General features: G+C 62.8%; 13 protein-coding genes. 7 read left to right on the top strand and 6 right to left on the bottom strand.

Annotated features, from left to right (window positions below; translation table 11 throughout):
* Positions 1-107 precede the first annotated feature (107 nt).
* From C6571_RS04880 to C6571_RS04865, 4 genes are all read left to right on the top strand, one after another.
* Complete coding sequence (locus C6571_RS04880) at positions 108-983, top strand: alpha/beta hydrolase family protein (protein WP_106445699.1); 876 nt, start codon at positions 108-110, stop codon at positions 981-983.
* Positions 984-1,010: 27 nt separating this feature from the next.
* Positions 1,011-1,841, top strand: a complete 831-nt coding sequence (locus C6571_RS04875) for an acyl-CoA thioesterase (protein ID WP_106445698.1) — start codon at positions 1,011-1,013, stop codon at positions 1,839-1,841.
* 28 nt (positions 1,842-1,869) lie between these two features.
* Positions 1,870-2,628 (top strand): enoyl-CoA hydratase, encoded by a 759-nt coding sequence (locus C6571_RS04870; RefSeq protein ID WP_106445697.1) that lies wholly within the window; start codon positions 1,870-1,872, stop codon positions 2,626-2,628.
* 84 nt (positions 2,629-2,712) lie between these two features.
* Positions 2,713-3,852, top strand: a complete 1,140-nt coding sequence (locus C6571_RS04865) for an MBL fold metallo-hydrolase (protein ID WP_106445696.1) — start codon at positions 2,713-2,715, stop codon at positions 3,850-3,852.
* Between the two features lie 103 nt (positions 3,853-3,955).
* Here C6571_RS04865 and C6571_RS04860 read toward each other — a convergent pair whose 3' ends face one another.
* A complete protein-coding gene (locus C6571_RS04860) occupies positions 3,956-5,095 on the bottom strand; it encodes an ATP-binding protein (RefSeq protein WP_170094682.1) in 1,140 nt (379 codons plus the stop codon).
* A 207-nt stretch (positions 5,096-5,302) separates the two neighbouring features.
* Between C6571_RS04860 and C6571_RS04855 the strand changes: the two genes are divergently transcribed.
* From C6571_RS04855 to C6571_RS04845, 3 genes are read left to right on the top strand one after another with little or no spacing between them, the layout of a single operon-like run.
* The gene (locus tag C6571_RS04855) at positions 5,303-5,539 is read left to right on the top strand and encodes a ribbon-helix-helix domain-containing protein (RefSeq protein ID WP_106445695.1); all 237 of its coding nucleotides are present in this window, start codon (positions 5,303-5,305) and stop codon (positions 5,537-5,539) included.
* 2 nt (positions 5,540-5,541) lie between these two features.
* Positions 5,542-5,946: a PIN domain-containing protein gene (locus C6571_RS04850; protein ID WP_106445694.1), complete on the top strand. Its 405-nt coding sequence runs from the start codon at positions 5,542-5,544 to the stop codon at positions 5,944-5,946.
* Between the two features lie 36 nt (positions 5,947-5,982).
* Entirely contained in the window at positions 5,983-6,678 is a 696-nt protein-coding gene (locus tag C6571_RS04845) for a DUF1643 domain-containing protein (RefSeq protein ID WP_106445693.1), read from the top strand.
* A gap of 43 nt (positions 6,679-6,721) precedes the next feature.
* Here the strand turns inward: C6571_RS04845 and C6571_RS04840 are convergent, their stop codons facing one another.
* From C6571_RS04840 to C6571_RS04820, 5 genes are all read right to left on the bottom strand, one after another.
* The gene (locus tag C6571_RS04840; protein WP_106445692.1) at positions 6,722-8,875 is read right to left on the bottom strand and encodes a 3-hydroxyacyl-CoA dehydrogenase NAD-binding domain-containing protein; all 2,154 of its coding nucleotides are present in this window, start codon (positions 8,873-8,875) and stop codon (positions 6,722-6,724) included.
* Positions 8,876-9,013: 138 nt separating this feature from the next.
* Complete coding sequence (locus tag C6571_RS04835; protein WP_106445691.1) at positions 9,014-10,219, bottom strand: acetyl-CoA C-acetyltransferase; 1,206 nt, start codon at positions 10,217-10,219, stop codon at positions 9,014-9,016.
* A 319-nt stretch (positions 10,220-10,538) separates the two neighbouring features.
* Complete coding sequence (locus C6571_RS04830) at positions 10,539-11,705, bottom strand: ABC transporter substrate-binding protein (protein ID WP_106445690.1); 1,167 nt, start codon at positions 11,703-11,705, stop codon at positions 10,539-10,541.
* A gap of 237 nt (positions 11,706-11,942) precedes the next feature.
* Positions 11,943-13,109: an ABC transporter substrate-binding protein gene (locus C6571_RS04825; protein ID WP_106445689.1), complete on the bottom strand. Its 1,167-nt coding sequence runs from the start codon at positions 13,107-13,109 to the stop codon at positions 11,943-11,945.
* A 78-nt stretch (positions 13,110-13,187) separates the two neighbouring features.
* Positions 13,188-15,044 carry an AMP-dependent synthetase/ligase gene (locus tag C6571_RS04820; RefSeq protein WP_106445688.1) on the bottom strand — a complete coding sequence of 619 codons (1,857 nt, stop codon included), beginning with the start codon at positions 15,042-15,044 and terminating at the stop codon, positions 13,188-13,190.
* Positions 15,045-15,186 lie beyond the last annotated feature (142 nt).

The raw sequence follows: 15,186 nt of genomic DNA, 5'->3' as shown, positions 1-15,186 counted from the left end.
GTTCCGGTTCCTGTGCTCCGTCCGCCTAGCAGCTCATCCCGCTCGCTACGCACTTGAGGGCGGGGTGGGAAGACAAAGGTCCTTCGGCTGGCATTTGGGGAGATGGAGTGAAAACTGAAACTCTGCGAGTGGATGCAGACACCACGCTGGCCCTGCGGATCTACGAGCCAGAAGGGGCAGTGCACGCCAGCGTCGTCATTGGCGCGGCGATGGGTGTGCGGCAGGATTTTTATGCGGCGTTTGCCGGCTGGCTGGCCGAGCAGGGGTTTCGGGTCACCACCTTTGATTACCGGGGGCATGGCGATTCGCTGCGCGGGCCGATGCGGGCGGTGCGGGCCGATTTGCTTGACTGGGTTCGGGACTACGAAGCCGTCATTGCTTGCGCCAAGGCGGCGCAGCCGGCGCAGCCTTTGTTCCTCATTGGCCATAGTCTGGGCGCGCAGTTGCCGGGGCTGATGCGAGACACCAGCGCCATCGACGGCATGCTGGGCGTGGCGGCGGGCAGCGGGTACTGGCGCGACAACGCGCCGCGCTTGCGCCGCGTGGTGCACTTCTTTTGGTGGGTGCTGGTGCCTGTGGCTACCTGGCTGTGCGGCTACTTTCCCGGCCGGCGGTTGCGTGCGATTGGCGATTTGCCCAAAGGCGTGATTTTTCAGTGGCGCCGCTGGTGCCTGAACCCGCGCTACGGCATGGGCGCCGAAGGCGAAAAGGCCCAGCAAAGCTACGCGGCCGTGCGCTTTCCCATGGTCGCTTATTCGCTGGCCGACGACGAACTGATGACGCTGCAAGGCATTGAGCGCCTGACGGGGTTTTATGTCCAGGCGCCGTCGCGGGTGGAAACCATTGCTCCGCATGAGGTGCACGCAAAGCGCATTGGACATTTCGGGTTCTTTCGCACGGCGTTCCAGGCCAGCCTGTGGCCGCGTGCTGCAGCCGTGCTGGCGGCTTTTGGCTCCGCCAAAGTCACCGGCACGACGAACTAAGCGCGTCTTTGTGGGCACACTTGCGGCATGACGACGAATTCCCTTCACGCATTCGACCAGGCCCTGCAACTGCGCGCCGACGCACCGGGCCAATACCAGGGCGAATCGCCCAAGCCTTACTGGAACATGGTGGGTCCGTTTGGCGGCATCACGGCCGCCACTCTCTTGCAGGCGGTGCTGCAGCACCCAGACCGGCTGGGCGACCCGTTGGCGCTCACCGTGAACTACGGCGGCGGCCTGGTGGCTGGCAGCTTTCAGATTCAGGCCGTGCCGGTGCGTACCAACCGCTCGACACAGCACTGGACGCTGTCCATCCTCCAGTCCGGTCCTGACGGCGCACCCGTGGTCACCACCACCGGCACCGCCGTCACTGCGCTGCGCCGCGAAACCTGGAGCGCGGGCGATGCGTTGGCGCCGCAGGTGCCCAAGCCTGCTGATCTGCAAGCGATTCCCCCGGCCTTCGAGGTGGAGTGGCTCCGCCGCTACGAAATGCGCCCTGTCACTGGCGTGATCCCGCAGGTGTGGGATGGCAGCGGCGACCACAGCCTCTCGCAGCTGTGGATGCGCGACGCCCCGCCGCGCGCGCTCGACTTTTGCAGCCTCGCCGCCATGGCCGACATCTTCTTTCCACGTGTCTGGCTGCGCCGTGCCCGCCAGGTGCCTGCGGGCACGGTGTCGATTACCGTGTATTTCCATGCCAGTCAGGCCGATCTGGCCGCCACAGGCGATGGCTATCTGCTCGGCCAGGCGCGCGGGCAGGAGTTTCGCAATGGCTTTTTCGACCACTCGGCGCAGCTGTGGAACGAAGCCGGAACGGTGCTCGCTACCAGCCACCAGATCGTTTATTACAAGGAATGACTCGGCGCCCGCCGTGCCAACAGACACCATGACCCAGACCACGACGCAAGACATCCTCCAGCACACCGAAGCCGGTGTTTGCACGCTTACCTTTAACCGGGTGGGCAAGAAGAACTCGATTACTGCCGCCATGTACGCAGCGCTCGCAGACGCCCTTGAAACTGCCGCGCAGGACGACAGCGTGCGCGCTGTGGTCTTCCAGGGCGACGTAACGGTCTTCAGCGCCGGCAACGACATTGGCGACTTCCTGCAGCAACCCACCTCCACGCTGGATTCGCCCGTCTACCGCTTCCTGCATGGCATCGCGCGCTTTCCCAAGCCCTTGATTGCCGCGGTCTGCGGCCCGGCCGTGGGCATTGGCACCACCATGCTGCTGCACTGCGACCTGGTCTATGCTGGCGACAACGCCATGTTCTCGCTGCCGTTTGTGAACCTGGGGCTGTGCCCGGAGGCGGCGTCCAGCCTGCTGCTGCCGCGCCTCATGGGCCATCAGCGCGCGGCCGAAGCCTTGCTTCTGGGCGAGCCCTTCATGGCCGAGGCAGCGCTGGAAGTCGGCTTGGTGAACCGCGTCGTTCCCCCCACCGAATGCAACGCCATCGCCCAGGCGCAGGCCAGGAAGCTGGCGGCCAAGCCACTCGCATCTTTGGTGGAAACCAAACGTTTGATGAAGCTGGGGCAGGAAGGACAGGTCATCGAGCGCATGGCGGAAGAGGGCGCCAGCTTTGGCCGCATGCTGCGCGAGCCTGCGGCGCGCGAGGCCTTTGTCGCCTTCATGGGCAAGCGCTAAACCGTTTCAAAGGCGCTGCTGCCTGCCAGCAGAGCCAGCGCCTTGGGCGTACAGTGGCTTTTTGAATTCTTCAAGCGCCACACCATGATTTCCCTGGGCAAACGCGCCGCCGGCCTGCGTCTGGAGCGCATGCAGGCCTCCCCTCTGTGGACCGAAGGCGGCTTTCGCAACCAGCACCCGATACCGACAGGTCTGCGTGACGCCACGGCCGCGCGCCCGACGCTGCGCGAATTCATGTTCTCCGAAGGCCGGCGCGTGCCGCAGGGACTGCTCCCCACCGTGGACCCGCGCGAGTGCTGGGCCCGCAAGCCTGATTCTGGCCTGCGCGCGACCTGGCTTGGTCATTCCAGCGTTCTGATTGAAATTGACGGCCTGCGCGTGCTCACCGACCCGGTCTGGGGCCCGCGCGCCTCGCCGTCGCGCCTCATCGGCCCCAAGCGCTTTCAGAAAGCGCCGGTGCGCCTGTCGCAACTGCCGCCCATCGATGTCGTTGTCATCTCGCACGACCATTACGACCACCTCGATTACCCGACCATCCGCCAGATGGCCAAGACGAATATTCCCTTTGTCACCTCGCTCGGTGTCGGCGCGCACCTGCAGGCCTGGGGCATTGCGCCCGAACGCATCACCGAACTTGACTGGTGGCAGTCGCACACCGTGCCCGGAACCGAACTCACCATCCACGCCGCGCCTTCGCAGCATTTCTCGGGCCGCAGCCTGAAGGACCGCAACGCCACGCTGTGGTCGTCGCTCGTCATCGAGTCGCCGCGCCACCGCGTGTTCTTCAGCGGCGACACCGGCCTGACCACCGAATACACCCGCATCCGCGAGCGCTTTGGCCCGTTCGACCTGGTGATGCTCGAAGTTGGCGCGTTTCACCCCACTTGGGGCGATATTCATTTGGGGCCGGAAAACGCCCTCAAGGCGCTCGACCTGCTGGGCGGCGGCGCCTTTCTTCCGGTTCATTGGGGGACCTTCAACCTGGCCATGCACGACTGGGACGCGCCTGCCGAAACCCTGCTGGCGCTGGGACCGCAGCAGGGTGCGCACTTGTTGATGCCGCGCCTGGGTGACCCGGTGGAACCGGCGCACGGACCGTTGGATGCGCCGTGGTGGCGGGCAGTGGGGGTTTCACAGCCAGTCCGTAGCGACGCGACCAAAGAGCCCGACCCCGCCGCGCAAACGCCGGAGAATTTGAATCCGCTGCTGTGGCCGATGGATTGATGGATTAGCAGAACTTTGAGTGTTTTTGGCTGCTAGCGCTTATCCTGAAAGCGTAAGCAGCTACACAAAGTATAGCGTTTGCCTGCATTGGCCCTGTGCGCCCTCAGCCCAGCTCAGCCAGCAACTCCGGGATGGCGCTGACCGGAACCACCTCCACTCCCTCCTTCAGCGGATAGCGGCGTTCCACCGGTGCCACCACCACCGTGCGCGTGGGCTGCAGGTCTGCGCGCGCGTGCCAGAAGCCCTTGGTCACGGTAGGCGCGGAAGAGAATTTGACCTCCACGCCCAGGCTGCGCCGCCCGGCCTGCACGACGATGTCCATCTCGGCACCGGCCGCCGTGCGGTAAAAGCCCAGTTGGGCACCCTCGGGTAGGTGCGCCGCCACCTGCTCAACCACGAACCCTTCCCACGATGCGCCAACGATGGGGTGGCCTTGCAGATCCGACAGGCTGGCGATGTTCAGCAGCGCGTGCAGCAGGCCGCTGTCGCGGATGTAGGTCTTGGGCGATTTGACCAGGCGCTTGCCCACGTTGGGCAAATGCGGCTCCAGTCGGCGCACCACCATGGTGTCCACCAGCACGTCGAGGTAGCGCGCGGCGGTGGTGTGCGACGCACCGCCGAGCGACTGCCCCAACTGCGATGCATTGAAAAGCTGCCCCTGCAAATGCGCCAACATGCGCCAGAAGCGATGCAGCGTATCGGCCGCTACGCTCACACCCATCTGCGGTAGGTCGCGCTGCAAAAAGCTCTGAATGAAGTCCTGCCGCCACGCGTAGGCCAGGAGGTCATTGGGCGCCAAATGCGCCAGAGGACATCCGCCCCGGTGCCACAGCTGTTGCAGCTCGCTCAGGTCGTTGGCAGCGGCTACTTCGCTGGCCAGCAGCGGCGTCAGTTCCAAGTAGCCCACGCGCCCCGCCAGCGACTCCGAGCGTTGCCGCAGCAGTGCCCCGCTGGCGGACCCGAGCAGCAGAAAGCGCCCCGGCCGCCGGTCGGCATCCATCTCGGGCCGCAGGTGGGTAAACAGATCGGGCAGCATCTGCACTTCGTCCAGCACCACCAGCCGGTCACGGTGCTGGGCCAGGAAGAGTTCCGGCTCGGTAAGCTGCGCCCGGTCGGCGGGTCGCTCCAGGTCGAGGAACAGCGCGCCAGGGTGTCGCGCCGCTATCGCTTTGGCCAACGTGGTCTTGCCTACTTGGCGCGGGCCCAGGAGGACGATGCCGGGGTAGTAGTAGTCAATATGCAAGGATAAATCTTGGAGATTTGGTGGGTCTGCCGAGCGCTGGAATCTTCAACCGGCGTCAAACACTTGCGGCCAGACGCGAGCAGCGCTTGACGATAAGCACGGAGTGGGCTGAGCGCTCTCGGTGGCTTCAGCACGGACCTCTTGGCGTCGTCTTGAGTGGTTGCAATATAATTGCACGTATAAGTGCATTGCCAAGGAGGTGCTTTCATGTCCCAAATTACGCTGTATCTGGACGACGCCACCCAAGCGCTGGTAGACCAGGCTGCGCAGGCCCATGGCGTATCCAAGAGCCGCTGGGTGGCCGACATCATCCGCAAACATGCCGCCCATGAATGGCCACATGACTGCCTGCAACTTGCTGGCCGGTTTCCCGACTTTCCGCTGAGCGAACGCGAGGACAAGAAAAAAGCTCAGCCTGCTGACGTGCCTCGCCTGGGGTTTTAGCAATGTGGGTTCTGGACAGCAACACCATCAGCTACTACTTCCGTGGCGACGCGCTGGTGGTGCCGCGCATGCAGGCCCTGCGTCCCGCAGATGTAGGCGTTCCGGCTATCGTTGAATATGAACTGCGCTACGGCCTGCTGCGCTTGCCACCCGAAGCTGCCGCGCCGCGCCTGGCTGCATTGGCGCAACTGTTGCAGCCTTTGCAGAGTTTGCCCTTTGACAGCGAGTGCGCTGCGCACGCGGCCCGCATTCGCGCGGAGCTTGAGACTGGCGGCACGCCCATTGGCCCGCACGACACGCTGATCGCCGCCACCGCGCTGCGCCACCAGGCCATTCTGGTAACCCGCAATGTGCGCGAGTTTTCGCGGGTGGGTGGGTTGCAATGGGTGAATTGGCATGAGGCGTGACATGCTTGGCGTCCGGCAGCGGGCGCCGCACCTCGGATGAGTTTCCCGTTTGTTGGTGCACCACAGCTCAGAGAGCGGTTCCTGGCTTTCGCTCACTTCTACGATGTGCACCTGCACGGCGAGTTGCTACCTTGCAGAAGTGTTTTGGAGATCCTTTCGCTTGTGCAAGCTCAAGGATTCGACGGCGCCGGGCGTGGCCTGCCCAATGCCATCTTTGTGATGATGAACCCCGGGTCATCCCGTCCCTTGGCCATTGGCAATGCGATTGAAGGTAGGTCTGGTCACTCAACATGCCGGCTGGTGGCGACACGGCCCGACACAACGCAATACCAAATCATGAGGATCATGGATCGTATGGGGTGGAACCATGTGCGCGTCATCAATCTGTCCGATATCCGTGAGTCCCGAAGCAGCGTGTTTATGGACCGCTATCGCGCCTTGGAGGGCGGCCACGGTTACCGGGCTCACTCCATGTTTTCCAGCGAACGCAGGGCCGAACTCACGCAGGCATTGAAGCGAAAAAAGGATGGTCCATTGGTTCTTGCCTGGGGCGTGCATCCAAAGCTGACCCCTCTCATACGCGAAGCACTTCCGCTCATGCAGGCGGCGGGTCGGTGCTTTGGAATGCTGCAGCAGGGCTCGACGGACAAATACTTTCATCCGCTTCCCATGCTGCAGACGGACAAAGTTCGCTGGGTGAGGGAACTGTCGGCGCAGCTACAAGGCGGTTGATGTAGCAGTGGCCTTTCTTGCCGACCCCAATCGCATGGTCCGGTCAATACGCCGGCCGAAACCGCTCAATCACTTCTCGCACCTTCGGGTCCACCACAAACCCCGCCCCGAACTTGACCGCCAGTTCCTCCGCGCGGTGCAAAAAGGCGTCCACGCCGGTCCCATAGATGAACTGCATGGCGCCCCCCGTCCACGCCGGAAAGCCAATGCCGAAGATGGAACCGATGTTCGCGTCGTGCACGCTCGTCAGCACGCCCTCGGCGAGGCAGCGGGCGGTTTCGATGGCTTGGCGGTAGAGCAGGCGGTCTTGTACTTCTTCCACGCTCCACGCTGCGTCGGGTTTCTCGAACAGCGTGCGCAGTTCGGGCCACAGGTGCTTCTTTTCCCCGGCCGGGTAGTCGTAGAAGCCGCCACCACCGGCTCGGCCGGGGCGCTTCATTTCCTTCACCATGCGCTCGACCAGCAGCTCGCCCGGTGTGGCCGTGTATGGCTTGCCTTTGGCGGCAAAGTCGGCGCGCGTCTGATCGAGGACATGCACGCTTAAGCTGAGGGCGGTTTCGTCCAGTACCGCCAGCGGGCCCACCGGCATGCCGGCCTGCATGGCGGCGTTCTCGATCAGGGCGGCGGGAAGGCCCTCGCCCAGCATGGCTGCGCCTTCCATGACGTAGGTGCCGAAAGTGCGGCTGGTGTAGAAACCGCGCGAATCGTTGACCACGATGGGGAGTTTTCCGAGCTGCTGCACGTAGTCGAAGGCGCGCGCCACGGTCTCGTCGTCGGTGTCTTTGCCGCGGATGATTTCCACCAGCTTCATCTTGTCCACCGGGCTGAAGAAATGGATGCCGATGAACTTGGCGGGCTTGCTGCTGGCTTGCGCCAGGCCCGAGATGGGCAGGGTGGAGGTGTTGCTGGCGAAGAAGCCGCCGGGGGCGAGCTGTGGCTCGGCCTCGCGCGTGACTTGCGCCTTGAGTTCACGGTTCTCGAACACGGCTTCGATGATGAGTTCGCAGCCGGCCAAGTCGGCCGCATCGGCAGTGGGCGTGATGCGTGCCCGCAGCGCCTGCGCCTTGGCGGCGTCCATGCGGCCCTTGGCCACGCGCTTTTCCGCCAGGCTGGCGCTGTATTGCTTGCCGGTGTCGGCCTTCTCCTGGCTCACATCTTTAAGAACCGTGGCAATGCCTTTGCTGGCCTGCGCCCAGGCGATGCCTGCGCCCATCATGCCGGCGCCGAGCACGCCCACCTTGGACAGCTTGCCGCGCGGCGTGTTGCCAGGACGTGAGCGCCCACTCTTGACGGCGTTGAGGTCGAAGAAGAAGGCGCTGATCATGTTCCGCGCCACCTGGCCGCTCATGATTTTGGCCAGCGCCCGGCTCTCGATGCGCAGCGCCGTGTCGTAATCCACCAACGCGCCTTCGACCATGCAGGCCAGCGCCGCCTCTGGGGCCGGGTAGCGCCCGCGCGTGGTTTTCTTGAGCATGGCCGGCGCCACGATCAGGGCGTTGGCGATTTTGGGGTTCGCGGGCGTGCCGCCGGGGATCTTGTAGTTTTTGTCGTCCCAGGGCTGCTGGGCCTTGGGGTTGGCGGCGACCCAGGCCAGGGCCGCGGGCAGCAATTCCTCGGGCGTCGCCACGGTGGCGTGCACCAGGCCGAGTTTGACGGCATCTTGCGGGTTGAAGAGCTTGCCTTCCAGCAGATAAGGCTGCGCTCCCATCAGGCCGAGCAGGCGCGTCATTTTGGTGATGCCGGTGGCGCCAGGGATCAGGCCCAGCGTCACTTCGGGCAGGCCAAACTGGATTTTCGGGTTGTCCAGCGCAATGCGGTGGTGGGCAATCAGCGCCACTTCCCAGCCCCCGCCCAGCGCCGCGCCATTGAGGCACGCCACCACCGGAATGCCCAGGGTTTCCAGCGTGCGGAACTGCTGCTTCATGCGCTCGATGACGGAAAAACCGGCCTGCGCGTCGTCCGCCGTGCCGCGCATGGTCGCCTTGAGATCGGCGCCGGCGAAGAAGCTGGTCTTGGCAGACGCCAGCACGATGCCGGATAGCTGAGGGCGGTCAAGCTGCACCTGCTTCACAAGTTCGACGAGATCGTCCTGCCACTGGCGGCACATCGTGTTGATGGGGGAGTTGGCCTCGTCAAACGTGACCAGCGCGACCTTGCCGCCTGCGGCATCCAGAAGTTCGTAGCGAATGGTTTGCATGGTGGTGTCTCTATCTGATGAATGACTGTGTTTTCGAGAAGCGAACCGTTGCACTAAGCCAGCGGCACCGCGGATCTGGCTTTGCCAGTCCGCTGGAGCCGTCCCCCTGGGGGGAAGCCGCACAGCGGCGCAGGGGGGTTACACGCGCTCAATAATGGTCGCGATCCCCATGCCCCCGCCCACGCACAGCGTGATCAGGCCGTAGCGCAACTGGCGCCGGTGCAGCTCATCGACCAGCGTGCCCAGCAGCATCGCGCCGGTGGCGCCCAGCGGGTGGCCCATGGCGATGGCGCCGCCGTTCACATTCACTTTTTCGTGCGGCACGCCCAGCTCGCGCATGAAGCGCATGGGCACGGCGGCAAAGGCTTCGTTCACCTCGAACAGGTCGATCTGGTCAATCGCCATGCCGGCGCGCGCCAGCGCCTTTTTGGTGGCGGGCACCGGGCCGGTGAGCATGATGGTCGGGTCGGCGCCGCTCAGCGCCGTGGCGACGATGCGCGCGCGTGGCGTCAGGTTTTGCGACTTGGCTGCGGCTTCGTTGCCGATGAGCACGGCGGCAGCGCCATCGACAATGCCCGATGCATTGCCCGCGTGGTGCACGTGGTGGATGCGCTCGACCTGCGGGTAGCGCTGCAGCGCCACGGCGTCAAAGCCCATGGCGCCGAGCTGCGCAAACGAGGGCTTGAGGCCGGCGAGCCCTTCCAGCGTGGTCTGCGGCTTGATGAACTCGTCTTCTTCCAGAATGCTCAGGCCCAGGGCGTCGCGCACCGGTACCACCGATTTGCTGAAGTAGCCGGCTGCGCGTGCCGCCGTGGCGCGGCGCTGCGATTCAAGCGCAAACGCGTCCACGTCTTCGCGCGTGAAGCCGTCCAGCGTGGCGATCAGGTCGGCGCCTATGCCTTGCGGCACAAACAGCGTGGCGGAGTTGGTTTCCGGGTCCTGCGCCCAGGCGCCACCGTCGGCACCAATCGGCACGCGGCTCATGCTCTCGACGCCGCCGGCCACGACCAGATCTTCCCAGCCGGAGCGCACTTTTTGCGCCGCCATATTCACCGCTTCCAGGCCAGATGCGCAAAAGCGGTTGATCTGCACGCCTGCGGTCGTGAACGCCCAGCCGGCCTTGATCGCCGCCACCTTGGGAAGCACCGAGCCCTGCTCGCCAATCGGCGAGACGATGCCCATGACGATGTCGTCCACCGCCGCGGTGTCAAAGCCCTGGCGCGCCTGCAACTCGGTGAGCAGGCCGGTGAGCAAGGTGATGGGTTTGACTTCGTGCAGGCTGCCGTCTTTTTTGCCCTTGCCGCGCGGGGTGCGCAGGGCTTCGAACACATAGGCTTCGGTCATGGGTTGGGTTCCTGTTGCGCTGATGGGGACAGTATAGATTTTTACAGAGCGACTGCTTTGTGTAAATACTTGCCCGATTCGTGAACGCAGGGGGCAACAAAATCCGTACAGAGGAAGATTACAAAGAAAAATGGGCCCCAGCGCTTATCTATCAAGCGAAAGCAGCTATCAATAGAGAAGCATGGTGCCGCTCCTTTGTGTCCCATGAACGGTGTGTTGCGGCAGCTGTCGCGGTCCTGTTTCGGGGCTCTTCGACCCATTCAAGGAACAAAAAAAAACCGCCCCGGAGGGCGGCTTGCTGTAGGCGCACACTTGGCGATCAGGGCTGGACGTAGTCCGAGACCACTTTCCACTTGCCGTCCTGGATTTGCGAGATGCGCGAGAGATTGCTGCCCAGGCGCTTCTGCGGGCCAAAGGTGGCCTCGGCGCTGCCGAAGATGTCCGGCGGGTAGACCATGGTGTCCATGGCCTTGATGAAGCTGTCGGTGGTCAGATTCTTGCCGGCGGCTTGTGCTGCGCGGATGAACGAATCAATGATCAGGTAGCCATACACCGAGAACACCGCCGGGTCTTCATTGAACTTGGTTTTGTACTTGTTGGCCCAGAAGCGAATCGGTTGCGAAGTCTCGTCCAGGTAGGGGTTTTGCACCGTCATGGTGGCGTACAGCCCGTCCATGGCCTTGCCGCCAAGCTTGTGGATCAGGTCGGTATAGGCTGCGCTGGAGCCGAGGAAGGTGGGATTGAAGCCGGTCTTGCGCGACTCCCCGATGGTGCCAATGGTCTCGCGGATGATGGTGCCCAGCACCACAAAATCACATCCGGCAGATTTCATCTTGGCGACCTGCGAAGAAAAATCGGTCGCACCGCGCTTGAACGAAGTCTTCTCGGCGTATTCCATGCCCATGGTTTTCAGGGCGGCTTCACCGCCGCGCTCCACTTCCAGGCCGAATTCATCATCCTGGTAAATGGTGCAAACTTTTTTCGCGTTCTTCTCCTTCACCAACTTGGGAAGCGCCATGCGAATCTGGTCGTAGTAGGTGGCAGCAAACGCGTACTTGAGCCGGTTGAACGGCTCGTACATTTCCCGCGCGGCCGTCACCGGGAAGAAGTTGATGACGTTCTTCGCAAACTGGACCGGCATTGCGGCCATGTTCTGCGCTGTGCCGATGTGGCCGACCATCATGAAAATCTTGTCCTGGTTCACGAGCTTTTGCGCAGCCAGCACGGCGCGCTTGGGGTCGTAGCCCGAGTCCTCCACCTTGAGTTCGAGCTGGCGGCCGTTCACTCCACCCTGCTCGTTGGCCTCGTCCACGCGCAGCATCATGCCCAGGCGCACCTGTTTGCCAAAACCGGCCAGCGGTCCTGACAAATCTTGGATGGAACCCAGTGTGATGGTGTCCTTGGTGACGCCTTGCTGGGCTTGTGCCATAGCGGCGCCCGAAGTGCCCAATGCGAACGCCAGGGCGGCGAGGTGGTGAAGTTTCATGGCTTTGTCTCCTTGTTTGAACCGTTATAAAGCGAGGCAACGCTCAGAGCACGGGCGGTTTCCCTAATAAGGACCCGATCAGCGCAACGATTGCCGCGCGCATTGCCCCGCGTGGTTCTGGGTGGGTGATGAAGTTGTGGCCTGTCGCGGCGATGGTTGACCCAATGGCCTGTCTGAATGCGCCAGCCAACAAAAAAGCCGCCCGGGCGGGGCGGCTTGCTCTGGTGGCTGGGGCGCTCAGGGCTTGATGTAGTCGGACACGACCTTCCACTTGCCGTTCTGAATTTGTGAGAGACGCGAGAGGTCGCTGCCCAAGCGCTTCTGCGGGCCGTAACTGTATTCGGCACTACCGAAAATGTTGGGTGGCATCACCATGGTGTCCATGGCTTTGATGAAGCTGTCGGTATTGAGGTTCTTCCCGGCCTTTTCTGCCGCATGGATGAACGCGTCCATGATGGAGTAGCCATAGGTCGAGAATACCCCTGGGTCGTCGTTGTACTTGGTCTTGTACTTGTTGGCCCAGAAGCGGATGGGTTGTGATTCATCGTCGACGTAGGGGTTTTGCATCGCCATGGTTGCGTAGAGACCATCCATGGCCTTGCCTCCAAGTTTGTGGATCAGGTCGGTGTAGGCGGCTTGCGAGCCCAGGAAGACCGGATTGAAGCCTGTCTTGCGCGACTCGCCGATCGTGCCGATCGTCTCGCGGATGATCGTTCCCAAGACCACCAAATCACAATGGGCTGCCTTCATCTTGGCGACTTGCGAAGAGAAGTCGGTGGCGCCGCGCTTGAAGGATGTCTTCTCTGTGTACTCCATCCCCATGGCTTTGAGTGCAGTCTCGCCGCCCCGCATCACCTCCAGCCCAAATTCGTCGTCCTGGTAAATGATGCAGACCTTCTTCGCGTTCTTTTCCTTTGCGAGCTTTGGCAACACCAGGCGGATCTGGTCGTAATAGGGAGCAGCATAGGCGTACTTCAGCCGGTGGAAGGGCTCGTACATTTCACGCGCTGCTGTCAGGGGAAAGAAGTTGATGACGTTCTTGGAAAACTGGACCGGCATGGCGGCCATGTTCTGTGCCGTGCCGATATGGCCGAGCATCATGAAAATCTTTTCCTGGTTCACCAGCTTCTGCGCAGCGAGCACAGCGCGCTTGGGGTCGTAGCCTGAATCTTCCACCTTCAGTTCGAGCTTGCGGCCGTTCACGCCGCCCTGCTCGTTCGCCTCGTCCAGCCGCAGCATCATGCCTTGGCGCACCTCCTTGCCCCAACCGGCGAGCGGGCCCGAAAAATCCTGGATGGTGCCCAGCGTAATGGTGTCCTTGGTGACCCCTTGCTGCGCCTGGGCGAGGGCCGCGCCCGTGGTGCCCAGGGCAAATGCCAGGGCTGCGAAGTAGCGAAGTTTCATAGTTTTGTCTCCTTGGGTGCACAGTAATAAATTGCGGCAACTTTCACGCCACGGGCAAGTTCGCTGACGACGTTGCGATCAACGGTACATGGCGTCAATCTGCGGCGCGTACTTGTTCTCGACCAGCTTGCGCTTGAGCTTCATGGTGGGTGTGAGTTCTTCGTCCTCGGCGGTCAGCTGGGTTTCGAGCAGGAAGAATTTCTTGATTTGCTCAACGCGCGCGAACTTGGCATTGACGCGGTCGAGTTCGGCCTGGATCAGCGCCTGGACCTCGCTGGTGCGCGTGAGACTGGCGTAGTTGGAAAACGGCACGTCGTTGTCCTGTGCGAATTTTTCGACGTTTTCCTGGTCAATCATGACAATCGCGGTCAGGTAAGGGCGCTTGTCGCCAATCACCACGGCGTCGGTCACGTAGGGGCTGAATTTGAGCTCGTTTTCCAGCTCGCTCGGTGTCACGTTTTTGCCGCCCGCCGTGATGATGATGTCCTTCATGCGGTCGGTGATACGAAAATAGCCATCCGCATCCATCGTGCCCACGTCGCCGGTGTGCAGCCAACCGTCGGCGTCGATGGTTTCAGCGGTCTTGTCGGGCTGGTTCAGGTATCCCTTGAACACGTTCGGGCCGCGCACCAGGATTTCGCCGGTGCCCTCGGCAATGCGCACCTCGTTGAACTGCGCCGCCGGCCCGATGGAGCCCGGCTTCATGCGGCTCGCTGGCACGCCGGTGGCGGCGCCGCAGGTTTCCGTCATGCCCCAGACTTCGAGCATGGGCACGCCGAGCGCCAGGTACCACTTCACCAGTTCAGGCGAAATCGGCGCGGCGCCGGTGACAAGGAAACGCGCCTTGTGGATGCCGATGAGCTTGCGCACGTTGTCCAGTACCAGCCAGCGCGCCAGATAAAAACGCAGCTTGAGGCCGGTGCTGACGGCTTCGCCGGCCAAAACGCGATCGGCAATGCGCGTGCCCACGCCAATGGCCCAGGCATAGGCAAGCTGCTGCAAGCGCGTCGATTCCTTGAGAGAAATCATGACCCCGGAATAAAACTTTTCCCACACACGGGGCACGGCCGTGAACACCGTGGGCGCAATCTCGCGCACGTTCTCTGGCACGGTATCGGGGTTTTCGACGAAGTTGAGCTTGTTGCCCGTGTAGAGCGAAAAATACTCACCGCCCATGCGCTCGGCAATGTGGCACAGCGGCAGAAAACACATGGCCTCGTCGTGCTCATCGCGCGCAATCAAGGTGTTGTAACCACGCAAGGTGTAGGTGATGGCGCCATGCGTGTGCATTGCGCCTTTGGGTTTTCCGGTGGTCCCTGATGTGTAGACCAGAATCGCCAGATCGCCCGGTTGGCAGGCCGCTGACCTGCGCTCGAGTTCGCCTGGGTGCTGCTGCAGGTAGTCTCGGCCGAGTTCGCGCAGTGCGTCCAGGCCCATGACGTCCGCGTCGTCCAGGCCGCGCAGGCCTTCCATGTCGATGACCACGATCTTGCGCAAAAGAGGCAGCTGATCGCGCACCTCCAGGGCCTTGTCGAGCTGCTCGTCGTTTTCGACAAACAGCACGCGCGTGGCCGAGTCTTCGCACAGGTACTGCACCTGGCTTGCCGCATCGGTGGGATAGATGCCGTTGGAGACGCCACCACAGGTCAGTACCGCCAGATCGCACAGCACCCATTCGATGGTGGTGTTGGAGAGGATGGATGCGCACTCGCCCGGTGCCAGCCCCAAAGCCATCAGCCCGCCAGCGATCTCGCGCACAGCATCGGCGGTCTGGTCCCAAGTCCAGCTCTTCCAGATGCCCATGTGCTTCTGGCGCATCCATACCCTGGACCCCCGCTCGGCCACGGCGTTCCAAAACATCGCGGGAACGGTGTTGCCGGCCAGCACGTCGGTGCCGGCAGGTTGGATATGGTCTAAGTTCCAGAGATTTGACATTTCAATTGACCCAAAGCGCTGCACATTGGGCGCAGCCTATAAAACAGGCGAGGCCAACACCAGTGCTCCCGCGCAAGGGCCGCCCCGCCGCGCTGGGAGCGTCCCCCTCTCTATCACCTCGCGCAGCGAGGTGATAGAGAGG

The sequence above is a fragment of the Simplicispira suum genome (assembly GCF_003008595.1).
In the GTDB taxonomy this organism is placed as follows: domain Bacteria; phylum Pseudomonadota; class Gammaproteobacteria; order Burkholderiales; family Burkholderiaceae_C; genus Simplicispira; species Simplicispira suum.
The sequence above is the reverse complement of the archived record's forward strand: the minus strand, read 5'-3'. Positions and strand labels throughout refer to the sequence as shown.